General features: G+C 30.7%; 17 protein-coding genes and 1 pseudogene. 7 read left to right on the top strand and 11 right to left on the bottom strand.

All coding sequences use genetic code 11. The annotated features are described in order from the left end of the window. Window positions 1–2 precede the first annotated feature (2 nt). A complete protein-coding gene (locus tag LNQ81_RS13035) occupies window positions 3–1349 on the bottom strand; it encodes a nucleotide sugar dehydrogenase (protein ID WP_229947413.1) in 1347 nt (448 codons plus the stop codon). A gap of 48 nt (window positions 1350–1397) precedes the next feature. Beyond that, window positions 1398–2366 (bottom strand): SDR family oxidoreductase, encoded by a 969-nt coding sequence (locus tag LNQ81_RS13030; RefSeq protein WP_229947411.1) that lies wholly within the window; start codon window positions 2364–2366, stop codon window positions 1398–1400. A 511-nt stretch (window positions 2367–2877) separates the two neighbouring features. Between LNQ81_RS13030 and mobC the strand changes: the two genes are divergently transcribed. After that, on the top strand, window positions 2878–4881 hold the full coding sequence (gene mobC / locus LNQ81_RS13025; RefSeq protein ID WP_229947410.1) for a conjugal transfer protein MobC: 2004 nt from the start codon (window positions 2878–2880) through the stop codon (window positions 4879–4881). A 71-nt stretch (window positions 4882–4952) separates the two neighbouring features. Here the strand turns inward: mobC and LNQ81_RS13020 are convergent, their stop codons facing one another. The 4 genes from LNQ81_RS13020 to LNQ81_RS13005 all read right to left on the bottom strand — a co-directional run bounded on the left by LNQ81_RS13020 (window position 4953) and on the right by LNQ81_RS13005 (window position 11235). Then, complete coding sequence (locus LNQ81_RS13020) at window positions 4953–6971, bottom strand: type IA DNA topoisomerase (RefSeq protein WP_229947409.1); 2019 nt, start codon at window positions 6969–6971, stop codon at window positions 4953–4955. 10 nt (window positions 6972–6981) lie between these two features. Continuing rightward, window positions 6982–8277: a DUF3945 domain-containing protein gene (locus tag LNQ81_RS13015; protein ID WP_229947407.1), complete on the bottom strand. Its 1296-nt coding sequence runs from the start codon at window positions 8275–8277 to the stop codon at window positions 6982–6984. 99 nt (window positions 8278–8376) lie between these two features. After that, on the bottom strand, window positions 8377–8670 hold the full coding sequence (locus LNQ81_RS13010; protein ID WP_229947405.1) for a helix-turn-helix domain-containing protein: 294 nt from the start codon (window positions 8668–8670) through the stop codon (window positions 8377–8379). Between the two features lie 684 nt (window positions 8671–9354). Further along, window positions 9355–11235 (bottom strand): AAA family ATPase, encoded by a 1881-nt coding sequence (locus LNQ81_RS13005; RefSeq protein WP_229947404.1) that lies wholly within the window; start codon window positions 11233–11235, stop codon window positions 9355–9357. Between the two features lie 258 nt (window positions 11236–11493). On the opposite strand from LNQ81_RS13005, the gene LNQ81_RS13000 reads away from it, so the two are divergent. Then, window positions 11494–11778, top strand: a complete 285-nt coding sequence (locus LNQ81_RS13000; RefSeq protein WP_229947402.1) for a DUF3853 family protein — start codon at window positions 11494–11496, stop codon at window positions 11776–11778. Between the two features lie 367 nt (window positions 11779–12145). Here LNQ81_RS13000 and LNQ81_RS12995 read toward each other — a convergent pair. Continuing rightward, window positions 12146–12262: pseudogene (locus tag LNQ81_RS12995) on the bottom strand (IS1595 family transposase); the annotation flags it as partial. Between the two features lie 56 nt (window positions 12263–12318). Between LNQ81_RS12995 and LNQ81_RS12990 the strand changes: the two are divergent. The 3 genes from LNQ81_RS12990 (at window position 12319) to LNQ81_RS12980 (ending at window position 16125) form a co-directional block, all read left to right on the top strand. Then, the gene (locus LNQ81_RS12990) at window positions 12319–14361 is read left to right on the top strand and encodes an HsdM family class I SAM-dependent methyltransferase (RefSeq protein WP_229947400.1); all 2043 of its coding nucleotides are present in this window, start codon (window positions 12319–12321) and stop codon (window positions 14359–14361) included. A gap of 218 nt (window positions 14362–14579) precedes the next feature. Further along, window positions 14580–15464, top strand: coding sequence for a hypothetical protein (locus LNQ81_RS12985; protein ID WP_229947399.1), 885 nt, complete (start codon window positions 14580–14582; stop codon window positions 15462–15464). Window positions 15465–15933: 469 nt separating this feature from the next. After that, complete coding sequence (locus LNQ81_RS12980) at window positions 15934–16125, top strand: hypothetical protein (protein WP_229947398.1); 192 nt, start codon at window positions 15934–15936, stop codon at window positions 16123–16125. A gap of 47 nt (window positions 16126–16172) precedes the next feature. On the opposite strand, the gene LNQ81_RS12975 is transcribed toward LNQ81_RS12980, so the two are convergent. The 4 genes from LNQ81_RS12975 to LNQ81_RS12960 all read right to left on the bottom strand — a co-directional run bounded on the left by LNQ81_RS12975 (window position 16173) and on the right by LNQ81_RS12960 (window position 18895). Continuing rightward, window positions 16173–16415, bottom strand: coding sequence for a hypothetical protein (locus tag LNQ81_RS12975; RefSeq protein ID WP_229947396.1), 243 nt, complete (start codon window positions 16413–16415; stop codon window positions 16173–16175). Between the two features lie 11 nt (window positions 16416–16426). Then, entirely contained in the window at window positions 16427–17602 is a 1176-nt protein-coding gene (locus LNQ81_RS12970) for a relaxase/mobilization nuclease domain-containing protein (RefSeq protein WP_229949292.1), read from the bottom strand. A gap of 97 nt (window positions 17603–17699) precedes the next feature. Then, window positions 17700–18131, bottom strand: a complete 432-nt coding sequence (locus LNQ81_RS12965; RefSeq protein WP_229947394.1) for a plasmid mobilization protein — start codon at window positions 18129–18131, stop codon at window positions 17700–17702. Window positions 18132–18436: 305 nt separating this feature from the next. Beyond that, window positions 18437–18895 (bottom strand): helix-turn-helix domain-containing protein, encoded by a 459-nt coding sequence (locus tag LNQ81_RS12960; RefSeq protein WP_229947393.1) that lies wholly within the window; start codon window positions 18893–18895, stop codon window positions 18437–18439. A 1517-nt stretch (window positions 18896–20412) separates the two neighbouring features. Here LNQ81_RS12960 and LNQ81_RS12955 point away from each other — a divergent pair. Both LNQ81_RS12955 and LNQ81_RS12950 read left to right on the top strand, forming a co-directional pair. Continuing rightward, window positions 20413–23448 carry a SusC/RagA family TonB-linked outer membrane protein gene (locus tag LNQ81_RS12955; protein ID WP_229947392.1) on the top strand — a complete coding sequence of 1012 codons (3036 nt, stop codon included), beginning with the start codon at window positions 20413–20415 and terminating at the stop codon, window positions 23446–23448. 12 nt (window positions 23449–23460) lie between these two features. Next, on the top strand, window positions 23461–24840 hold the full coding sequence (locus LNQ81_RS12950) for a RagB/SusD family nutrient uptake outer membrane protein (protein ID WP_229947383.1): 1380 nt from the start codon (window positions 23461–23463) through the stop codon (window positions 24838–24840). The last annotated feature ends 16 nt before the right edge of the window (window positions 24841–24856 follow it).

The raw sequence follows: 24856 nt of genomic DNA, 5'->3' as shown, positions 1-24856 counted from the left end.
GCTTATAATCTACTATCTACTTCACCTTCTAACACTCCTTTTACATCGTATACTACAGCAACTTCTTTCTTTAAACTAGACATATCTAACGATAATAATTCTTTATGTGCTACTCCTAATACTACAGCATCATATCGCTTAGTATCTGCTGGATAACGATGATCTATAGTTTGATTTTCTTTTGGCTGTATAGCCTCTAGTGTATTATGACTCACTACTCCATACTCGTGCATCACCTCTACAGGATTAGCCCAAGGATCGTAAGTTGTTACTTTTATTCCATAATCTTCTAAAGCTGCGATCACATCTACAATCTTCGTATTACGCACATCAGGACAGTTCTCTTTAAATGTTACTCCTAACATTAGAACTTCTGCTTTGCTTACATTGATTCCTTTTTTAATCATAGCTTTTATAACTTGAGAAGCTACATACTCTCCCATAGAATCATTTAAACGACGACCTGCTAAAATAATTTCAGGATGATATCCTTTTTCTATTGCTTTCTGCGCTAAGTAGTATGGATCAACCCCAATACAGTGCCCTCCTACTAATCCTGGCTTAAATGGCAAGAAGTTCCACTTCGTACCAGCTGCTTCTAATACAGCATGCGTATCTATATCTAATAAATTAAATATCTTTGCTAATTCATTGACAAAAGCAATATTGATATCACGTTGTGAATTCTCAATTACTTTTGCAGCCTCAGCTACCTTAATTGTTGGTGCTAAATGCGTACCTGCTGTAATCACAGCTTTATAGATATCATTAACCACCACTCCTATCTCTGGTGTACTACCAGATGTTACTTTTAATATTTTCTCAACTGTATGTTGTTTATCTCCTGGATTAATACGCTCAGGAGAATATCCACAGAAGAAGTCTTCGTTAAACTTTAATCCTGATACACGCTCTAATACAGGTACACATTCTTCTTCTGTTACTCCTGGATATACAGTAGATTCATAAATCACGATATCTCCTTTTTTCAACACTTTTGCTACTGTCTCAGAAGACTTATATAGTGGTGTCAAATCTGGACGATTATGTTTGTCCACTGGAGTAGGTACTGTTACTACATAAACGTTACAGTCTGTAATATCTCCCATATCATAAGAACAATACATTCCTTTTTCCCCACCATGTAAAACAGGATTCTTATCTATCAACACGGATTTTAATACTTCATTAGACACCTCTAATGTACTATCCTTTCCCTCTCTTAATTCAGTAATACGCCCTTTATTAATATCAAATCCTACTGTAGGAAATTTTGTCCCAAATAGCCTTGCTAATGGCAATCCTACATATCCTAATCCAATAACTGCAATTTTATGTTGTGTACTCATATTATTTAAACGGTGTTTATTCTTATTTAATTACTTTCAACCAAGCTTTTATTTCAAATTCTCCCAATACCATTGAACAGCCTCAGCTAAGCCAGTATCAATTGTATGGGTTGGTTCATATCCTAATAGTGCTTTTGCTTTATCTACAGAAGCTAAAGAGTGAGGGATGTCTCCTACTCGGTTTGGACCATATATAGCCTCTACATTTGCAATTTGAGCATCATATTTCGCTAAGTTTTCTTTTAGAAAACCAATAAGTGAATTTAAAGTCGTTCTATCTCCTACTGCTGTATTATACACTGTATTTACAGCTTCAGGATTAGTCGTTAGCATCGCGCGCTCATTCATCTGAATCACGTTATCTATATACGTAAAATCACGAGAATAATCCCCTGTACCATTGATAGTAGGGCTCTCGTGTTTCATTAGTTGCTTCACAAATAAAGGAATAACTGCTGCGTATGCGCCATTAGGATCTTGACGACGACCAAATACATTAAAATAACGCAATCCTATCATTTCTACTCCATATGTTCTAGCAAACACATCAGCATATAGTTCATTTACATATTTTGTCACTGCATAAGGAGAAAGTGGTTTCCCTATAATATCTTCTACTTTAGGTAAGTTTTCAGAATCTCCATAGGTAGAAGAACTAGCTGCATATACCATACGTTTTACTCCTCCATCACGCATAGCTACTAACATATTTAAAAAACCTGTCACATTTACATCATTTGTAGTAATCGGGTCTTTTACAGAGCGAGGAACTGACCCTAAAGCAGCTTGGTGTAAGACATAATCCATTCCTTTTACTGCACGATGACAAGTCTCTAAATCACGGATATCTCCTTCAATTAACTCATAATTCTCATTTGACAAAAACGGCTCAATATTATATCTATGCCCTGTTGCGAAATTGTCTAAACAACGTACAAAATATCCTTTGCTTAAAAAATATTCTGTCAAATTAGATCCAATGAATCCTGCTCCACCAGTGATCAGTACTTTAGTCATGTTTTTAATGTGTAATAGTTTTATTATCAGTGAAATATTTTGCCATTAAATTACTCTAATGTCAATAATTGTCGATACTTTTTAACAGCAAGTTACAAATGTACACTTTTAAAATATTGGGGTGCAATAAAAAATTCACTTTTTGTGTGGAATGGTGTTTTTTGTTAGTGAACAATAAATAATACTTAATGACAATAAAAGCTTCTATTTTGTTAACAAAATACTATAAATACAATTATTTTTTAAAAACAATACCGCATTATAAAACAATATCAATATTTACAAAATGAAATCATTGTTTATTCCTAATTCCCCTTTAGTAGACCCTTGTATTTCTTATCTACTTAGTCCTTCTCTACAAAATAAAATACTCTTTTTGTATTACACTAACTTACCCTAGTTTACTAACTAGCTTCCAGTATAGGCCAAACAAAACCTTTAGTTACCATAAATCATCTCTAGTTAGATTTGCTTCTACTTTTAAGATTCTAATTTTAAAAACAATACTACTATGCAAAACGAAGATGACCTACGATCGCTATCAAAAATCCTATCCTTTTTAAGAGCAGTAAGTATCATACTTATTCTTATGCATGTATACTGGTTTTGTTACTGGTTATTTCACAAGATAGGAATAACACACTTAGTGGTCAATAAAATTCTTGTAGGCTTTAACTCTAAAGCAAACTTGTTTAAGTATCCAATCTATACAAAACTCTTTGCTCTTGTACTATTAGGCCTTAGTCTATGGGGAAATAAAGGCGTAAAAAACCATACAATAACCCTAAAGAAAATAACTATACTCTTTAGCTTCGGGTTTAGCCTATTTTTTTTAAATTTTTTCCTTCTAAGTATAAAGTCTTACATCGCTTCTTTACTTTATATAACAACAACCTTTATAGGTTACATATTACTACTGGTGGCGGGGGCTTATATAAGTAGATTACTAAATGAGAACCTTTTACAAGATGTGTTTAATATAGAAAATGAGAGTTTTGAGCAAGAGACTAAATACCTTCACAACGAGTATTCGGTTAACCTACCCACCTTATTTTACTATCAAAAAAAATGGAACAAGGGTTGGATTAATGTAATTAACCCATTTAGAGCCACCATTGTGCTTGGCACACCTGGATCTGGTAAGAGTTACGCGATTATCAATAACTTTATAAAACAGCAAATAGAAAAAGGTTACTGTATGTATATTTATGATTTTAAATACGACGATTTGTCAACCATCGCATACAATCATCTTTTACTTCATGCTGATAAATATAAAGTAACTCCTAAGTTTTATGTTATAAACTTTGATGACCCTAGAAAAAGTCATCGCTGCAATCCTATTAACCCAAAGTTTATAACTGATATATCTGATGCCTATGAGTCAGCACACACCATTATGTTAAACCTAAACCGATCATGGATACAAAAACAAGGAGATTTCTTTGTTGAATCTCCAATTATTCTATTAGCGGCAATTATATGGTTTTTAAAAATCTATAAAAATGGCAAATACTGCAGCTTTCCTCACGCCATAGAACTGCTAAACAAAAGATACAAAGACGTATTTACAATTCTAACCTCATATGATTCTTTAGAGAATTACCTATCACCGTTTATGGACGCATGGCAAGGCGGAGCTCAGGATCAACTTCAAGGACAAATTGCTTCAGCTAAAATCCCTCTTTCGCGCATGATATCACCTTCACTTTACTGGGTTATGAGTGGTGATGATTTCTCATTAGATATTAACAACCCAGATGAGCCGAAGATTCTTTGTGTGGGAAACAACCCTGATCGCCAAAATATCTACTCGGCTGCTCTTGGGCTTTATAATTCGCGAATTGTTAAGCTAATCAACAAAAAAGGTAAACTAAAAAGCTCTGTTATCATTGATGAGCTTCCCACCATATACTTTAGAGGACTTGATAACCTTATTGCTACTGCTCGAAGTAATAAAGTAGCAGTTTGCTTAGGTTTTCAGGATTTCTCCCAATTAACAAGAGACTATGGAGATAAAGAAAGCAAGGTAATTCAAAATACAGTTGGAAATATTTTCTCTGGTCAAGTAGTAGGAGATACAGCCAAGGCACTTTCTGAGCGCTTTGGAAAAATACTTCAAAAACGTCAAAGTATCTCTATAAACCGCCAAGATCGTTCAAGTTCTATATCAACTCAATTAGACATGCTTATCCCCAGTTCTAAAATATCTACTCTTACACAAGGCATGTTTGTGGGGGCGGTATCAGATAATTTTGATCAGCAGATTAATCAGAAAATCTTCCATAGTAAAATTGTGGTAGATACTCAAGAGATAGAAAAGCAAGAGGCTTTGTACAAAAGCATCCCTACCCTTACCTCGTTTACTGATTACAAAAAAAAGGATTATCTTGATAAAGCAATACAGGATAATTACAATCAAATTAAAAAAGACATTGACACTCTTATTAAAAGTGAGATTAAACGCATAGAGAATGACCCTGATTTAGTGCACCTATTAAATCAAAAAAAATAAACTCTTTCATAACCAAAACATAAATAGCCTGTTGTTTTACAGGCTATCTATGTCTTATAAAGCAAGGATGATTAAACAAACTCGTAACAAAGCTGTAGTTTTTCATTAAAAAACAAATATGCTTTAAAGGGATAACCTTTGCGATCTTTAAAACTAAACCAAGACTTTGATCGTTTTGACTTAAGTAGAAACTCAAGGTCAAATTCTGATAAATAAACCCCAGATACAAATCTTTCAACTCTCCAAGGGCATGATTTGTTTAGACAAACAAGTCTTTTAAAACTAAGTTCTAATTTGTCTTTACATGCCAAACAAACAAAATCAGATATGTTATCTAGATCAGTAAAATAAGTTATCTTATGATGTATAAATCTTAGTTTATCTTGACTTTGCCTATAAAACTCTTGCCTTATAGTAATACCTTGTTTTAAATTAAAAAAAAATAACTCAAAATCTATAAGATCCTTATAACTTGAACTTGATAAGTTAAACCTTGTTAGTCTTTTGTAATAGTCTAAGCCCATTTCAGTGGTCACAAGCCCCTTAGGGGTAGATATAACATAGCCTTTTTCCAGTAAAGTGTCAACCCCTAAAACAAGTTTTACAAACACATCTTTAAAAAAGTAGAAACTTTCTTTGGACAGTCCATTTTGTTTTAAGCTTGCTATAAAATCATCTTGAATCTTTTGAATTAAACTGGAAAAGGTAAAAAGCGACTCACTCTGGTTAGTTTGCTTAACTATCTTCGCTGATTCTACTTGAAAAGAATCTACTTGAAGTAACCCATCAATACTATCTACAGTATTTACAGAGTTATTATTAGAGAGATTATTTTCAAAGGCCTCTAACAATAAATCATAAGGCTGGTTTTCTATATCAAGAATTAAAACTGCCTTTCTAATTTGAGGCTGTAATCTAAAGGTATCAATGCATCTTTGAGCTATTAATTCATATATCGCTTTTTCATCCACAGTTAAACTATGTGGAATATTTAAAGTGGTTAATATACCATGGGTATGAAAATTCTCATCCTTAATAATACCTCGGTAATGAAGCTTGGCAAGTTTTAAGGTAAGTAGAGTTTCTTTAAACTTTGGATAATCTCTTAAAACATTTAAAACCCCAGAAATACCATCTTTACTGCTTTGGGGTAAATACTTATTTAAGGTTAAAGGATAACTAATAAATCTTTGCCTGTAAAGCCTTATTAATATATTAAGAGTTTTAAGGGAACTAAACCCATAAACACTACGAGCTTTGATTGTAAGAGTTAAAAAATCAAACAATAAAACAGCTGGCTCTTTTACAAATTCTATGTTTTTACTTTTAGTTTTTACCCTAGAGTTTTTCTGTATTAGTTTCAAGTCTTTTAGGGCTGAATTTTCTTTATGATACAACTTTGGAAAATAACAATAATAGTCTTTAGAAGTACTTCTTAAATTAACCATTATCCTATAGGTTGTCTTTGGATTACTTTGGTTTGTATCAAGGTAGTTTTGACATATAAGTGATAATAAAACAGCATTAACAAAACAAAGCTTATCTTCAGATTTCAAGGCTACTTTACTATAATATTGATTTAATTGTTTATAAATTAATTCCTTGTTTTTTTGAGCATAAAAAACAGTGTCATCATTTTTATTTCTGTCTATATTTAACATAGCCTTTGTTATAGACTGATTACATAAAGATTCAAGCCAAAGTCTTTTAAAAGGTAGGTCTATCTGTAAATATTCAAAAAGGTATCTAAAGCTAGCCTCTGCTGTAGCACTAGGCATTGTAGCAATTATAACTTCTTTACTCTTTTGAGTTAATTGCCTTATTATATCAAGCTTTTTTAAAGCAATAGGATTACTACTTTTATGCTCTTTCTTATTTACCAGAGTGAGTTTATAATCAAGGGGTACATGGCTGTTTGCTTTATTTTGATTCTTTAAAGACTCTAAAAGCTCCAACTTAATCTTACAATCATCCATCCATGTTACAAAGTATTTGTCTGATTTATAATAGCCAAACTCTTTTTGATGAGTATTAAAAAACGTGGCTAGAATCCTAGCCACGCTTGCTGTTTCTGTTATCACAAGTTTCATATCAAAACATTTATGAGATTCTTATACCAGTTTTTTTACTTTGGGTGTCGCCTGCTTCTACCTTGTGAGTTTGAGAATTAGCATTTGAATTAGTAGAGTCATAAAAAGAAAAATTTGTTCTGTTATTTACCTTGTCATAATTAATGTATCCCTTATAGGGATTACCACGCTTATCAATAAGCCCTTCAATAGGTACGGTCTTTCCCTCTAAAAGCTGTTTATATTGAGAATCACTAAGTGTTTGTCCTCTAAAGACTTTCAAATCCTGGGGGTTTGAAACCGCTTTGTCTTTGTTGACCTTATCAAACAAAAACTCAATGTGTCCTTTTGATGCGTTGTATTGAATTTCGGCGTCAAACGGATTACCTTTAGCAGAACTCATTCCCTGAACCAGTACTGCCTTGCCTTGTTTTATTCCATCTAACTGCTGATCTGTTAGGTCTACTCCTTTTAGCTGTGTAGGCACTTGCATTTTCTCAACGCTGGTAACAACGATATTGTTTGTTAATTTATCTACGCTGACAACCGATGGAATCTTCTGATTAGTCTCAGGGTCTAAAAGCTCAACAACCCTTCCCATATTACCTGTTTTTAAAAGGTTGTGCTTATCAAGCTTACTAAATTCATGACCTTGAAAAGGCACATTTAGATTGGGATACTTTTTAACACCTTCTAAAGTCATAACAACCTGACCATCTTTGTTATGTGTTAGACCAAGTCTGGCATCTAAAGAAAATACGGCTGCTCCAAGATCTAGATTTACCATAACTAAATCCTTTGTTTTATATCCCTTTAAAAGGAGTTCTAACAAATCCATTTCTTCGAGTTTTTCTTTTGATAAGCCAAGCCTTGAGAGTGATTCCCAGTTAATATCATTAATATCATATTTATAGGGATTGTATTCTTTACTTGTAACAATGGACTGCGGTTGCTGAATATCAACACTCTTAGAAGTCTTGTTTGAATCAACCTGGTAAAACAAGTAAAGCTCATGATTCAGCTCTTTTTTCTGATCGATCTCTTTTTGCATTTGCCTAGACAATTTAGTGGCTAATTCCTCTGGCACTCTAAAAAAACTAAACTCAGTGGGATTTTTTAACTGAGAAAAGAAATTAGAGAAAAAATTAGAAAAGAAATCTCCTGATCGATCTAATTTTAAAAAGGAATCTAAGTTTGTTTTAGTAATTGGTTTGCTTTGCAAATCACCTTCCTTACTTAAGCCTTGTACAGCTTTGATTTTGTTGTCCTTTGAGTCATTTACAAGTAGAATATCTTTTTTTGACTCATTACTTTTTTTTGCTTCCATAATAAAAAATTTTGTTGATTAATACTTAAAGTTAATTTCAACACCTGTATTTGCTTTACAATGGCACTTCTAGGTATATCTTTGGCTTTAATAGGTCAATCACTCTTTGATAGGTTTAGAAAAGCTATCTCTTAATAGCTGTTGAACATCTGATAGTTTGTAATAGATCTTTCCCCTTACTTTATAGTAAGGCAATAACTTCTGGGATCTTAATCTTTGCAAAGAGCGAGAACTTACTTTTAAGATTTGAAGAACATCCTGATTATCTAAAAGCTCTTCACCATCAATATTTAGAGTTTGAAGTTGAAGCTTATCAATTCCTTGTCTTAAACTATCTAATCGAATTGTAATTCTTTCCATCCAAGAAAGAAACTCAGAGCGGTTAACATTCATGTTTTTAGAATTTTATATGATTAATACTCTTGTTAGCTAACCATACAAAATTCAATAGCTTAAAAAGATAAGATTGCCAATTGGCAAAGCAAAAAAGTAGAAATCAAATAAATTTTCTATCTAAAACCTAGGCTAGACTCCCCTTACAAGACTTTAGCTACTGCGAAAAAAAACAGTAGAAGATTTATAAAAGCTTAAAATCTTAACTTGTATAAGAAAAATATTTGGATTAGTAAGCCAATTGGCATAAGATTTATGGATAAAAAAAGAAAAACACGTATAGATTCTCTGAATCCTATCATATATTACTTGATTATATATCAATAAGTTAAATGCTTATTTAGCTGTATAAATGTGCTTTGATAGTATATGATGACATAAAAATTGGATGTAATTTTAGTATAGTACTTTTAGCTATGGCTATAAGAAGAAGTGGTAAATGCTATTCTCAGAATGATGTCACTTATACCAAGTTTGCTAAAGAACTGAAACCTTAGAATGACAAAATAGACAAACAAATAAAAGATCAGTTGATAAAATTTGTTTGTACTGAGCTGAATTTAAAAGTGATGGACAATTAAGTCTTAGGACATAAGGAGAGTTAAGTAATTTTTTTTATATAATATATTAATGGTTATTTGTTACATTTATCAACTAATAACCATTAATTATTACAGATAGTATTTAGAATAGCTCTATGGGGAAATATTTCCTAAACAGATCTATTTTTTCAGGCTCCTTTTGTAAAAACAGGAAGCATCTTAATGTAAACTCAGTTATTTTAAAATGTTTCTCAACGTGCTTCTTAAGTCCTTTATTATTATAGATTAAAATAGCTTTCTCATAATCATTATTATTACAAATTTCTTCTAAATCCCTTTTTCTTTCTTCATAAAAAGCCTCTATATTAATGGTGTTTTTAAAACTTTCGTAATTTTCATTAATTTTATCTAACGAATTACCTTTACTAAGGTCGCAGTCGTTAAAAATATTATTGATTTTAGTAGATACATAATTTGAAACTTGTAAATCTATATTACTTTTCAAATCATCTAGAATACTTTCTTTTATCGAAACTACAGCGCTCTCCTCTATACCAACAAAATTTGAAATACATCTTAAAAACTCTTCATCCAAAAATAAATTCTCAATTTCTGAGACGGAAAAACTATAAATACTATTTTCTTTTAGCTTATCAAGCCTTTCTCTTGAGTGATGATCTGAATCAATTATTCCAATTGCCTTTGTAGTAACATTTTGTAATTTATTAAACGCTTTTGTATGATTCATAACATCGAAACAAGAACCAACAGGTATAATTGTATAATTAGAAAAAAGCATTGAGTAGAGTTTTTCGTCAATAGAATTCTTTTTCCCTTCACAAAAAAGAATATTGTCTGAACTACCTAGTATTTCTAATAATAATGCTTCTGGAATTTCTTCTGAATTAATAACTTCCAACTCCCATGCATTAGGATGATTGTACGATTTTAACCAAATCTTCTTAGCAATTTTTCTACTTGTAGCAAAATCTAGATCATGAGTTAAATATATAAATAAACAATCTTCACGTCTTATTTCTAATTTATCCCATAATTTTTTTAAAATTGTTTTATGTAAATACATTTCAGGTTCATCTATTACAATAAAACCATTTTTCGGAGCTAATAAGACTTGTATAATGAGATAAAGAAGATTCTTTTCACCCTCACTCATCTGAATACTTAAATAAGAGTTTTCATTTCCTACTACAAAAGTTTTGAAATTCATACCATCTTCGCATTTTAATATGCGATGACTAATTAATGAATTCCATATTTCAATAGTTTCATCTAATTTAGTAGTTACTGGCTCGATGAGAAGGTTTTTATCTTTGTTATATTCCTCTGTATAATGTGATCTAAAAGCAGTACTAAGAGAGATATTTTCCGCTAGCAAGTGTTGTATTACAATTTCAAATTCGTTTAAGATATTGCTAAAATTGTGTTCATTTTTATATCTTTTATCTGCTCTTTGATTTGAAATCAGATTATCCAAAGTTATTTGTTTATTACTAACACTCTGAAATTCTGGAATTCTTAATATTCGTTGAGCAGAAACAACAGTTCCGTTATAATTTAAATTTATTTTTAATTTTTCAGCTAATGAAGTTTTTCCACTACCATTTGCTCCTACAATAACCAAATTAGACTCAAGTTGACCGATTTTATTAAATAAATCTACCTGAAATTCTAACTCTAGTAAAATAGAATCTAATTGTTGTTTAATACTATGATTAAAATATTCTTTATTTGATTGTTTCCAATGGGGATCTTGATAATCAACAAAGCTAGAATCTTCTCCCCCTCTAAAAGGTAAAAAACTAATTAAAGTCTCTATTTCTTTACTATATAACTCAATATATGAGTCATTTATATCAGGTCTTAAAACTTGTTCTTTAATAGCAAAAGCACTTTTCTTTATTCTATCAAACACTGATAAATCTTTTTCTGTAAATTCTAATTTTAGAAAAATATCTTTATGTAATTCAGAATCTTTAATTAGTTGATCTAATAAATAATTCATTGTTTAGTTTTTATTAATTATTGTAATTCTTCATCCAAATTTACGCTTTTTTGAATAATAGATAAAGCAATACATCTTCCAATAAGGAACTATAATATACTTTATTATTTAAGTTTAAAGTTACAAATTAAAACATTTTAAATCCTCAAAAACATTCACTTACAACACATTCCTATTTATCACATACCTTCACAGAGTTTGATAAGTAGTTATACAATGCTGTAACTAAACAATAGTACAACCTAAAAACTTTATAGGATGTATTTAAACAAGTTAAAAGAAAAGCTTGTTTGGCAAATGAAAGGACAAGAGCTATTAGACTTACTAAAGGAAATAGCGATGAATGAATCTATTCATTCAAAAAAGCAATCCAATGAACCACCTACCAAACGTTACATATATGGTATTGCTGGCATAGCCAAATTATTTAGTTACAGTATTTCTACTGCTAACAAAATAAAGAAAGACAGTAAAATCAATCGTGCTATTTTGCAGTACGGTAGAAAGATCATAGATACTGATTTAGCATTAGAACTCTTTTAAAAGAAGCAAAAGTACAACCACTACAAATCATCCTTTGCAAAAATCACAATCAATTGATTAAGCAATAAAGATAAATGCTTTTACCATTGTTGCTCAAAACGCCACTACTGCACTTCTTTTTGAAAATAATACTCGAAAACCAGATGCTTTTTGTGGTAATTAGATACTAATAAGGCATTTCACTCTGATTCACAATGTCTGATTATAACCACATATACAAATGTCCTAAATATACTTTTTAAAATATTCCCCTGACGGTAGAATCCTGCTATTTTTTCAAGATGTTATCAAAAAATTCCGCTATTGTTTTGTCTGGTCATACATTTGAATTAAATAATTCACAACAAATAAATACGTATCTCCGTATTTATTCAAAAGCTGTAATACTAGCGATAATTAGCCTATCAAAGAGATATTCACCAAAGTGCCTCCTATTGAGTTTATATTTGAATTCATCTAAGTAAGCTTGAAGATATTTTCTTTTAGTTTCTTATAGTAAGATTTAATATTTTTACATTTTTAATACTTAAGCTTAAAGCAATGGCTGTGAAAAGAACAGTGCAATCTATCGAACCAAATATAGCTGATCTTGTAAATGGATGGCTAAAAAAATATAATCTACCCTATAAATTACAACAAGAATCTATCAATTCTGAAATTGATAAAGCCTTATCAGAATACTTTACTAAAAACGGAGGTGCTGGAGCCAATAGACCAGATACAAAACTTCTATTGCAAGATAAATATCACAATCATTACCCTATACTTATTGAGTATAAAGGGTATAAAGATAAATTAGTAAAATTAGATGCAAACAGACAAGTAGAAAATCGTACAGTTAAAAACGAACCTAATTTAAAAAACATAAATGGTTTTGCTGTAAATGGTGCTGTACATTATGCAAATGCTATACTACATCATACCAGTTATACCAATATTATCGCTATTGGTGTTACGGGACATAAAGACATCTCTGGCAAAATTATTCACCAAATAGGAGTCTATTATGTTTCTAAAGACAACTTAGGAGCTGGTCAAAAAATTGCAGAATACACTGACCTATCATTCTTGAAAAAAGAAAACTTTGATGTTTTTATAGAACAAGTAAAATCGTTAAAGTTAACACAAGAAGAACTAGACAAGCTTAAGGAACAACGAGAAAAAGAAATTGACACCAGCTTAGTTCGATTAAACAATGATATTTACCAAAACGAAAAAGGTTTGGGTGAAAATGACCGTGTCTATCTTGTTGCAGCTTCTATTATTGCAACTTTAGGTATTCCGGGAAAAGTACAACCACTTGGTAAAGATGATCTAAAATCATCTAATGAGGAAGGAAACCGCGATGGAGACATTATTGTTCGTAAAATAAAAGCCTTCTTAAAAGAAAAACAAATACCTAAAGAGAAAAAAGATTTAATTGTTCGCACGTTAGAAAACACATTAACTACTGAAAACATCAATAGAGTAGAAAATGGAGAAACACAATTAAGACGTGTATTTTCTAAAATTGTAGATGATTTAGGAATATACTACAAAATTGGTTTAACAACAGATTTTACAGGAAAACTATTCAACGAAATGTACGGTTGGTTAGGCTTTTCACAAGACAAATTAAATGATGTGGTACTTACTCCGTCTTATGTAGCTACATTATTAGTTAGATTAGCTCGTGTAAACAAAGACTCGTATGTTTGGGATTTTGCAACCGGGTCAGCAGGACTATTGGTAGCGGCAATGAATGAAATGTTAATTGATGCTAAAAACACAATTAAATCACCACAAGAACTCCAGCAAAAAGAAATTGCTATTAAAGCTGAGCAACTCTTGGGATTAGAGTTACTCTCTAATGTATATATGTTAGCTATTTTGAATATGATTATGATGGGTGATGGTAGCTCTAACATTTTAAACATAGACTCATTAACTAATTTTGATGGTAAATATGGTTTTGGAAAAACTAATAGTTTATTTCCAGCAGATGCTTTTATACTAAACCCTCCATATTCTGCTAATGGCAATGGAATGAATTTTGTCGAAAAAGCTTTAGGAATGATGAATAAAGGATATGCTGCTATTATTATCCAAAATTCTGCTGGCGCAGGTAAAGCTAAAGATTATAATATCAAAATTTTAGAAAGTCATACTCTTATTGCAAGTATAAAAATGCCCATAGATTTATTCATTGGAAAGTCAAGTGTGCAGACTAATATTTATGTTTTTAAAGTCGGTGAACAACACCACAAAGATGAAGTAGTAAAATTTATTGACTTTTCTAATGATGGCTACACACGAGCAAATCGCAAAAAATCAAGCAACAATCTAAAAGACACTAATAATGCAAAACAACGTTATCAGGAGATAGTGAACTTAGTACGTTTTGGCAAGAACAAATTAGAGTTAATTGCAGATAATGATTATTATGAAGGTCATATTGATCCAAACAACGGCGCTGATTGGAATCAAACCGCACCCATAGATACCCAACCAAGTCTTGCCGAATTTAAAAAAACAATAAGTGATTATCTAGCTTGGGAAGTTTCTAGTATAATTAAAGGCCAAAATTATACGCTGGGAAAGTAGATACCCTGCTCAATAAACAGTTAGATAATGTTGAGTGGGGGCCTGATATTCTATTAAGTGAATTATTTTCTATTAAAAGAGGAAAAAGATTAACAGCAGAAAATAGAATTAGTGGTGATCGTGCTTTAGTCACTGCAGGATTTGAAAACACAGGAGTATCTGGATATATTGGTAATTTTGATCAAGAAATTTTTCCCGCTAAAACAATTACCATTGATATGTTTGCTAATTCATTTTATCGCAATTATAATTATTCTGCTGATGATAACATATTAGTATTATTTGAAAAGGACAAGATGTCTGAAAATGTAAAACTTTTTATTACAAGTTTAATAAATAAAAAAATTCAAAATCAATTTAATTATAGCAAGCAGTTTAGAATTGGCAGTTTTAACCATGTAAGTATTAAGCTCCCAATGAAAAACGGAGTTATCGATTTTGATTTTATGGAACATTTTATTGCTAGCTTAGAACAAGAGCGTACCCAAACTCTACAAGACTATTTACAAGCTATAGATTTAAATAATTACGAATTAACCAAAGCAGAACTAAATATTTTAGAAGATTATGGCAACATTCAATGGTCTACTTTTAAAATTAAAAATTTATTTGAAAGGATAAAAACTAAAAAACTACCTTATAAAGCGGAAGAATTAGCTAAGGAAGCAACGGGTAAATTTACATTACCTTGTCTAACTTCTAGTTTTAAAAATCAAGGACTAAACTACTTTGTGCCTCAAGAGGAAGCGACTATTCTAAAAAATGTTATTTCTATTCCATCAAATAGTGATGTATATAGAGCGTACTTTCAATCAAAAGAATTTACAGTTTTATCTGATGCTTATGCAATTAAATGGATTGGTAGTGACTATGACTTGACACCTAATCAATATTTATTTGCTGTTCAAGCTATTAATAAAGTAACTGATTTACCAATTTATTCATATAAAAACAAATTAGGTGGATGGAATGTTGTAAAGGAAAAATCCATACAACTTCCAGCTAAAAATAGTCATCCTGATTTTGAAACAATGGAAATCTTAATTTCTGCCATAAAAAAACTACTTATAAAAGATATTATAACATATATAGAAACTATGTAATTTTGAAGATGGTAGTTCGCAGTTAGGACAAGTGCTCTGTTTTGATTTACTAACTAATGAGATTCTTATTTTACTAGCTCATTTACTAATGAGATAATCTTAAAAATTCTTGTATTATTAAAAAGTAATTTACTAATTAACATAAACTATTGATTTATAATGCAAATTACTTTTTAATCTAAAGAATTCCCCGAGGCTTGCCTCGGGGTTCGGAGGAAAAGTTTAGAGAATACTACATCGTACTGCGAAATACCTCGTGGGCTTGCCCCGAGATGTTTTATTAGCACATATTTAATAATTTACACATCAATAATAACACAAAACATTCGTATAATATTGTTTTATTATGTTAATTTATACCATATATTTGTATTCAAATAAAAACAGTAACTAAAAACCTCTTTAATCTTTTATAAATATCAGTATAATAGATCAAGTCGTTTTAAATATTAAAAGAATAAGAATTAAAATGAAAAAGAAATTGCGACTTATAGGTTACATCATTATAACAGTATCATTAATGATATTGATTAGTCAATTGTATTCTTATAATAGTGAGACAAGTAATGTTAGTGAATCTACTAAAGAAATATGTATTAGTTTGTTAAACGGAAGTATTGGACTTCTACTACTATATAAATCAAGAAAAATAAAAGAGTAAACCAGTAAAATTCTTTACTACTGTAAAAACAATAAACGCGCCCTACCCTAGCCGAGTCTTTTGGCTATTTCTTTAGCTGAATCATCTTTTGATTGATTTAGTAGATCAATTAAACTCTCTGAGGGTCTGCTTGTTTTGTTAAGCTTTTTATAGTTGAGTTTTGTATTACTTTGACCAACAATACAAGGCGCTGTTTTACTTTGTTTTTTTGCTTTTAAACAAATAAAGTTCCACAGGTATGCCACAGTTAAGTACAAAAACCAATAAAGTCCCAAAAACATTGCTAACATAGTCTTACTAATTAAATTCTATACCCCTTCTTTTTTCGCTTTCTTTTTTTAAGGCTCTCAAGCTGCTTTTGGTCTAAATCATTTGCAGGAGCATTAAATAGATGATTAAAAAAGCAAACAAATTCTGCTTTATTGTTTATATTAAAATAGTTGTCTACAAAGTCAAAACTAGAATGTACCACTAGATTATTAAAGTTATCGTTAATTTGATTATACCTTTGAGCTATTAGTTTACTTAGTGGGTCTTTTTTGTTTTGTTTCTTTGAGTTTGAAAAATTACTATACAAATCATCTGATAATCTTTCAGATAAGCGTTTATCTAAGTCTTTGAAAGTAAATACTCGTTTGTATTTATGACTGACAAAATAAAAATCAGATTTGTTTTTATTATCTGAAACTAAATTGATTCCTTGATTCTTTAGAAGTTTATTAAAGTGTTTATAATCTTTGCTTTGTAAAAAGTAAGACTCTACTTGTTTTTTTACTTCACTGTCCAAAATCGGATCACTGCTAGTTGAAGAATTCTTAAAATGTACATTTAAAAAATCCATGTCAACTTTTAAACAAAGTCTACTAGGACTTATTGGATTACTAGCTATATTGTTATCCAAATCAAGAGCATAATACACAATAGAACTTGGGTCTTGATTTTTACCCAAGGCAACCTTCACTTTAAAGAGATTTAAAACAGCATTATACTGCTTCAAATTTTCAAAATTATAATATTTAGTTAACACCTCTACAACATTATACATTTGCTGGACAAGGTTTGGTTCTCTATAGTCTACAACCTTAATGGTTAAATCATTATCTTTTTTATGTCTTATATTATATGGCGTTAAATTAAACTCTTTGGTAATTTCTTTACACGCATCTTGAGCTTTTAAAAAGTCAAAGTAATAATTAATCTGATATCCGTTTTCATTAACTGATACCGATACTATATGAATATGAATCCTTTGAAGATCAAAGTGTTTATATACAATATAGGGTTGATTTTTAAAACCTACCTTTTTCATATAAGCCTTGGCTATATTTAAAAGCGTAAGGTCATCAATTTTATCTACTGGATTAGGATTAAGAGATATATGTCTAACTGGGTTGTTTATGTTTGTACTATTAAGTAAATAGGTCTGAAAATATTTATAAAAATACTTGCTCGTGTTTTCAGGTTGATACAATGGCATCGCTACTTTATTAACCCCTAATATACAAGCACTCTTGTTATCAACTTTGTTCTGATTGTAAACTAAAGTATTCATAATGTCTCTACTCTTGCCTATTCTAACCACCATAATCATCCGCTTTATATAAAACTCTATTCTCAAAGGCTAAAGTAAGGCTAATGATCTCCTTACAGAGTCTAGAAAGCTCTAGAGTAGTTTTCAAAATATCTTTGAATACTTCTTCAGACTCTTTTGACACATCATATTTGTTTACTAAGATATTGTAGCTTACCCCGAAAGCTTTAAAATGATTGATTAAAGTAGTTAGTTCAGCATGATAGTCAAGCGATACCTTATCTATAACAACGGCTTTAAGTTTTTTATTTAAAATACATAAAGCTATAAATCTTGATTTATTTCTAATGTTATACTTAACAAGAATTCTCTCAAATTCCAACTGCTCTTGCTCTGTAAGCCCCACACTATGAACACGATATATAGCAGATGCTTTTTGAGATGTTTTTATTTTACTAGTAGTGTTGTCTTTCATGATTATAAAATTTAGATAAGACAAACTAGTAATTATACTAGGGGTAAAATAATAAAGGTATTTGTAGGTTGTGTTTGGCTTGGTTTGGTATTGTTATTGTCAATCTACTAATTTTCAACTGACTATAGAATTTCGATATTAACACTAATATCATCAATATAGTAACAACATAATAGGTTATAGAAAATATCAAATAACACAAAGTCTAGTAACAGAATGTTGGATGCTTTATTTACCTAATACTTAAATAACGTATTAGGCAAATAGATTAATGTTTTCAAATAACTTTATATTAACGGAAATTGCTACTCATCTTTAAAATACAAAATAAAAAGTTCCCCGACCTTCTTCTTAATTGCTTTTTCTATTAATAACAACTCATAAGCCTCCAAACCTCCATTTCTATTGAAAAGTTCAAATATTCTTTCCTCTGAAATTCCTGTAATTATAGCTATATTTTTCGGAGTATTTATAACTTTTTCAAACTCCAGCATAAGAGTACCAAACTTGTTTCTCTTTACCTCTGGTAATTTATTTAATTCTATATTTTTAAGAGTTGGAAACACAATATCAGAAGCATAAACAAAGTCCCTATCAAATGCGGTAACCAATTTATAAAAAGTACTAGCACTTAACTTAGCTACATTTCCATTCTTAAGTTTATTTATATGTCCAGTTGAAAGTCCTGATTTTTGAGCTAGAATAGGTTCTGTAATCCCCTCTTCTTGCATTTTAATTTTTATATAATCATCTATTTTATGCATACCAACAATTCTTTGTTACGTAATTTTTGTAATTAGGAAATAATTCAATATATTTACACCTGATACAGGTAGATATATGAATTCTACTTCATCAATAGAATAATATTTTATAAGTCTCGAATCTTGAGTAACGACCACTTCGAGCTCCGTAAGAAAAGCCCTTTCACAAAAAAGCTATATATTAGCAAGTTTTAGGGAGGGCTCCTTACTGGAAAATTGTAACAGTGGTCGTTTATCAAGTGTTATGATTAGTACAGTAGGAGCTCTCCTTTTTTACTTCTCATACCACTCTCGACTTTAAAACATATTCTTATGAGCGATTTTTTGCTTTAATACCTCAGCACTACTCTTAATAGAAAAGAGTGTGTAAAAGGATTAAAACTCTAAATTGTTCATATATGAGTGCAATGCAAAAAGAAAACATTTCCTTGATTCATTGCACTGCATCCTAGCTCAAAACACAAGTGTTTTAAGTAAGACGGTTTTTTCTTTAATGATTCGCACTCTAAAAGTAAATCCTTTCTTCTTGTTTTCCAAAAAGAAAACTTCATTACACTAAACAACTTGAGTAAAAGATTGCAAAACAAGGCTAGTCTAGTGATTTATCACTAGGCTGGCTAAGAAGACTAAAAGCTTAGAATTAAAAACTCTATGCTTTAAAACATAACACAAACCTTTTATTTAAAGCCGTCTCCCAATTAGGCTATAAAGGTTTAAACAAGGTAGATTTGGTTTAGTATTCTAATACAGAACACTTACAACGCCTTATCCTTAATGGACTTATCGAATAATTCTATTCGAGATTTTTTCAATTATTACATTTTATTACAACAACAAAACAATTATTAACTAAACTCACATTTAGCCTATGATTCAACCTTTGTGTAACTACCCTTAGAGTGATGTTTTTTTAAACATTTAATTTCATAAACAGAGTTAGTTCGAGCTCTAAGGATTAGCATATAGTTTACTCAAACAAAATACATTTTACGCTATGTCCAAAAACAGTTTTTGGATGCGTACAGGACATCTATTGCCTTTAAATTCACAAAATAAAACATCTTTTTACCTGATTATAAAGGCAATAAACAATCATTGATTAGTCAAGATTGTTTAATCACAAAATCCACTGTTGCTATTAATTAATCAATTTTAAAAACACAATCACTTATGAAGAAAACTTACTAATAGTCTTTTATAAACCGTTTGATACAACAATACTGATTTGTTAAGGTTGGTTAGTTAAGCAAAAGACCATTAGTAGGTACAAGAACAAACACAAACAAACAAAACAGATCATAAAGGGATTTTATGACTGTTAAAAGTCCATGACTATCTCCTTACTCTTGTTTTGCATTTTGGGAGACGTGCTCAAGAGCAAAAGGAGATAGTTCTATCAACCAAATACATTATAACCCAATAACTAACCCTTGATACAAAGACTTACTTAAAAGTACTACGGCAATAAGAATCTTAATGATTTAAAGTCTTAATGTATCTAATCAATTATAAATATTATGAAAACTCAATTTTTAACCAAGTCTGGTTATAGGATAGCTTTGATTTTAAGTTTGTCACTCACCTATCCTACCTATGCCGTATATAAAGATGATCTAATGGTTTTTGATTATCAGGATAAAACTATTTCAGGTGTTGTAAAAGACAAAGATGGTGTTTTAATAGGTGCTATCATTCAAATTAAAAACTCTGATTTTGCAACCACCACAGATCAGGATGGTAAGTTCATACTACAAGTATCAAAACAAGACATTATCGTTATCTCATATATTGGATATACAAGTAAAGAAATCTCTGTAGCTAAACAAAATACATTCGATATAGTTTTAGATCAGAATCAAGATATGTTATCAGAAATAGTACTTAACGCTGGTTACTACTCTGTAAAGGATCGCGAGCGCACAGGAAGCATTTCAAGAGTAACAGCAAAAGACATCGAAATTCAGCCAGTTTCAAACCCTCTTCAAGCTTTACAAGGTAAAATGGCAGGAGTTAATATTACTCAACAAACCGGTGTACCAGGAGGCGGAATGCACATAGAAATTAGAGGAAGAAACTTTTTGGGGACAAACAAAACAAATAGAAACAATCCATTATACATAATAAATGGAGTGCCTTTTATTTCAACTCCTTTAGGTATGGATTCTCGAAACTTAAGTTCAGGTATATTGCAAGAAGGCATCTCGCCATTAAATGCAATTAATCCTAAAGACATTGAAAGCATTGAGGTTTTAAAGGACGCAGATGCTACAGCCATATATGGTTCTCGTGGAGCTAACGGGGTTGTGCTTATTACTACTAAAAAAGGAAAAACTGACAAAACAAATTTCACATTCACATCAACAACAGCTTTTAGCAAAGTAGCTAAATTCTTAAATATGATGGATACAAAACAGTATCTCCAAATGAGAGAAGAAGCTTTTGTCAATAGTGGAATCACTGACCTACCAATCAATGCTTTTGATCTAAATGGCGCTTGGGATAGAAATAGGTATACTAACTGGCAAAAAGAACTTATTGGAGATACTGCAATAGATAAGAATATTTCTTTAGGAGTCTCAGCTGGAAATGAATATAGTAGTTTTACAACAAACTATCTACACAATAACTCCACTACAGTATTTCCTACTGATAAAGGATATAAAAGAAATTCTTTATTATTTAATTACAATTATAGAAGCAAAGACAACAAATTGCAATTCAATGCCAGTACTTCCTATTCTTATCAAAGCAATAACTTACCAAATGTTGACTTTACAAGCAACTCCTTAACTCTTGCTCCTAATGCTCCTTCACTACGACAAGAAAATGGAGATTTGAATTGGCAAAATGGGACATTCTACAACCCTCTTGCACAATTAGAGGTAACATATGAAAATAAAATTGAAACCCTTATATTAAATAGTACTCTTTCATATAACCTACTACCCAATACTTACTTAAAACTAAATACGGGATTTACTACAAATAACCTTAATGAATGGTTACTTACTCCCCATACAGCTAACGATCCTCAATTAGGATTAACAAGTGAGGTATCGGAGGCCTCAAATAGCAAGAACAACTTTAAATCTTTTATTATAGAACCTCAAGTAAATTATTTAAAAACATGGAATAATCATTCATTAAACATATTAGTTGGATCAACATTCCAATCAAACCAAAACAATCAAGAAGCCTTATTTGGTCGAAATTTTAATACTAATTCTTCTATCAAGAATCTAAGTGCAGCCAAGGAAAGGTTTATATCTTTAGTTTCAAACACTCAATATAAATATGCTTCTTTATTTACCCGCCTAAACTATACCTATAACAATAAATATATTGCAAACATAACAGCTAGAAGAGATGGTTCTAGTCGTTTTGGAAAGGAAAATCGCTTTGGAAATTTCGGGGCCATTGGTACTGCGTGGTTATTCTCTAAAGAAAAATTACTAGCGAATCTAAAATGGCTTGATTTTGGAAAACTTCGTATGAGCTATGGAGTAACAGGTAGTGATAATATTGGGGACTATGCTTATTTAGATACCTATACTACATCGACTACTAAATATAATGATGAGATAGGACTTTATCCAACCGCTCTTTATAATCCTAATTACAAATGGGAAAAAACAACAAAGTTCGAAGCCGCTATCGAATTAGAGCTTTTTAAAAGTCGAATCAATCCTACAATTGCATATTATAACAACACCTCAACTGATCAATTAATCGGTCTGACTCTTCCATCGACAACAGGTTTTAATTTAATAAATTCTAATTCACCTGCTACAATTAGAAACACAGGATGGGAATTTACAATCAATACAACCAACTTTAGTAATAAAGATTGGATGTGGTCAACTAATTTTAATATCTCTTTTCCTAAAAACAAATTGATATCATATCCAGGGCTTGATAAAAGTACTATGACTAGTAATTATATAATAGGAAAGTCTATCAACATTGTTAAAACATATCAATACCAAGGTGTTGATCCTGATACGGGGTATTATTTATTTAATGACTATAATCAAGATGGAAAAATAGATATAGCCGATAAACAATCAGTTAATGATTTGAATCCTAAAATGTATGGAGGATTGCAAAACTCAATAGCATACAAAAATATCAGTCTAGATTTTCTATTTTATTTTAAAATCCAAAACAACTATAATTTAAACAGACTGTACTCTATACCGGGAGCTTATATGACAAATATCCCCCAAGAGATGGATAATCGCTGGTCGGTATCCAATCCTAATGCTAAATATTCTTTTAGCAGTTATGATGACACTACAGCTTTTAACCAATCCATGATATTTTTAGAAAGTGATAGCACAATTAGTAATGCTTCTTATATAAAACTAAAAAACTTATCTGTATCCTATAATCTAAAAATACCAAAAGCCAAAATAGAATCACTTAGATTATATATACAAGGGCAAAACCTATGGACTATAACCTCATACAAAGGTATGGATCCTGAATTTACTTCTTTTGGTTTCTTGCCCCCTTTAAAAACGTATGCTTTTGGTATGCAACTAACATTTTAATACTTCAAGATCATGAAAAATATATTTTTTTTAAAAACATCCTCACTCTTTGTATGTATAATTTCAGTCTGTGTAATATTTATCTCATGTGATGATATTGTTGATGTTGATCCCCCTAACAATCAAATCAATCAAAAAGATGTATTTAAAGACATTGCAACGACAAAATCAGCTCTCTCTATGCTTTACTCTAAAGTAAGAGATACTCCTTTATTTTCAAGAGGTAACCCAGGGCTTAATCACAGTTTAAGTCTTTATACAGATCAGCTTGAATTCATTGGCACAAAACCCAATATGTACTATCTAAATACACTTGAGGCTTCAAGTCATGAAATAACGCAATGGTGGAATAATACCTATTTTGATATCTATGCTATTAACAACTTTATTAATGGGTTAAATGAATCATCTTACATTAAACAAGCTGATAAAACACAACTCCTTGCAGAGGCCTATACATTAAGAGCTTTGTACTATCAGACCTTAGTTCAATTATTTGGGGATATTCCTTATACAGTGTCAACTGATTATAAATACAATACAACAATAGGCAAAACCTCATATCAAGAAGTATTATTACTTATTGAGAAAGATCTTTTATTGGCATATCAGAACCTTGATTATACTTCTAGAAGTAACCAGCGTTTTTATATCAATAAAACAGTAGCTGAATTACTTTTATCGTATAATTATTTACTTCAAAAACAGTATGATAAAGCTGAGCTATATAGTAAAGCTATTATTGATAATTCAAATTATAGTTTAGAAGATGACCTTAACAAAGTCTTTAAAAAAGATGCAAAAAGTACGCTTTGGCAGTTAAGCCCTAATTTAAATACAGCAGTAACCCAAGAAGCTAATCTTTATCAAATAAAAACCATAGGCGTCAATACCGTGGCGGCTGATAACAATTTACTAAAACTATTTGCTGCAAATGATTTAAGATATAAAAACTGGCTACAGAAGGCGACTATAAATAATAGAGAACTACACCAAATCTTTAAATACAAAAACACAGCCAACAACACTGATGAAGTATCTATATTCTACCGAGTAGAGGAAGCCTACTTTAACTTAAGTCTTGCCTTAGCCTTACAAAACAAAACTGATAAAGCTACAAGTATTCTAAATCAAATAAGACAAAAAAGAGGTTTAAATAGTTTAAACACTTCAATGGACCAAACTTCTTTTATAAAAGAATATTTAGATGAATCTTCTCGAGAATTCTTTACTGAGAATGGCAGAAGGTTCTTTGATCTAAAGTTAACAAACAGACTTGGAGATCTAAACAAGAACAAACCTAATTGGAAAGACAATCACAACCTATTTCCAATTCCTGAGAGACAATTACAAATAAATAAAAACTTACTTCCGCAAAACGCAGGATACTAAATAGCTAATTTAAAAT

The sequence above is a fragment of the Myroides oncorhynchi genome, assembly GCF_020905415.1.
GTDB lineage: Bacteria > Bacteroidota > Bacteroidia > Flavobacteriales > Flavobacteriaceae > Flavobacterium > Flavobacterium oncorhynchi_A.
The sequence above is the reverse complement of the archived record's forward strand: the minus strand, read 5'-3'. Positions and strand labels throughout refer to the sequence as shown.

Coding starts and splice junctions, on each gene's coding strand:
- LNQ81_RS13035 (WP_229947413.1), bottom strand. CDS start 1,349: ATGAGTACACAACATAAAATTGCAGTTATTGGATTAGGATATGTAGGA.
- LNQ81_RS13030 (WP_229947411.1), bottom strand. CDS start 2,366: ATGACTAAAGTACTGATCACTGGTGGAGCAGGATTCATTGGATCTAAT.
- mobC (WP_229947410.1), top strand. CDS start 2,878: ATGCAAAACGAAGATGACCTACGATCGCTATCAAAAATCCTATCCTTT.
- LNQ81_RS13020 (WP_229947409.1), bottom strand. CDS start 6,971: ATGAAACTTGTGATAACAGAAACAGCAAGCGTGGCTAGGATTCTAGCC.
- LNQ81_RS13015 (WP_229947407.1), bottom strand. CDS start 8,277: ATGGAAGCAAAAAAAAGTAATGAGTCAAAAAAAGATATTCTACTTGTA.
- LNQ81_RS13010 (WP_229947405.1), bottom strand. CDS start 8,670: ATGAATGTTAACCGCTCTGAGTTTCTTTCTTGGATGGAAAGAATTACA.
- LNQ81_RS13005 (WP_229947404.1), bottom strand. CDS start 11,235: ATGAATTATTTATTAGATCAACTAATTAAAGATTCTGAATTACATAAA.
- LNQ81_RS13000 (WP_229947402.1), top strand. CDS start 11,494: ATGTATTTAAACAAGTTAAAAGAAAAGCTTGTTTGGCAAATGAAAGGA.
- LNQ81_RS12990 (WP_229947400.1), top strand. CDS start 12,319: ATGGCTGTGAAAAGAACAGTGCAATCTATCGAACCAAATATAGCTGAT.
- LNQ81_RS12985 (WP_229947399.1), top strand. CDS start 14,580: ATGTTTGCTAATTCATTTTATCGCAATTATAATTATTCTGCTGATGAT.
- LNQ81_RS12980 (WP_229947398.1), top strand. CDS start 15,934: ATGAAAAAGAAATTGCGACTTATAGGTTACATCATTATAACAGTATCA.
- LNQ81_RS12975 (WP_229947396.1), bottom strand. CDS start 16,415: ATGTTAGCAATGTTTTTGGGACTTTATTGGTTTTTGTACTTAACTGTG.
- LNQ81_RS12970 (WP_229949292.1), bottom strand. CDS start 17,602: ATGCCATTGTATCAACCTGAAAACACGAGCAAGTATTTTTATAAATAT.
- LNQ81_RS12965 (WP_229947394.1), bottom strand. CDS start 18,131: ATGAAAGACAACACTACTAGTAAAATAAAAACATCTCAAAAAGCATCT.
- LNQ81_RS12960 (WP_229947393.1), bottom strand. CDS start 18,895: ATGCATAAAATAGATGATTATATAAAAATTAAAATGCAAGAAGAGGGG.
- LNQ81_RS12955 (WP_229947392.1), top strand. CDS start 20,413: ATGAAAACTCAATTTTTAACCAAGTCTGGTTATAGGATAGCTTTGATT.
- LNQ81_RS12950 (WP_229947383.1), top strand. CDS start 23,461: ATGAAAAATATATTTTTTTTAAAAACATCCTCACTCTTTGTATGTATA.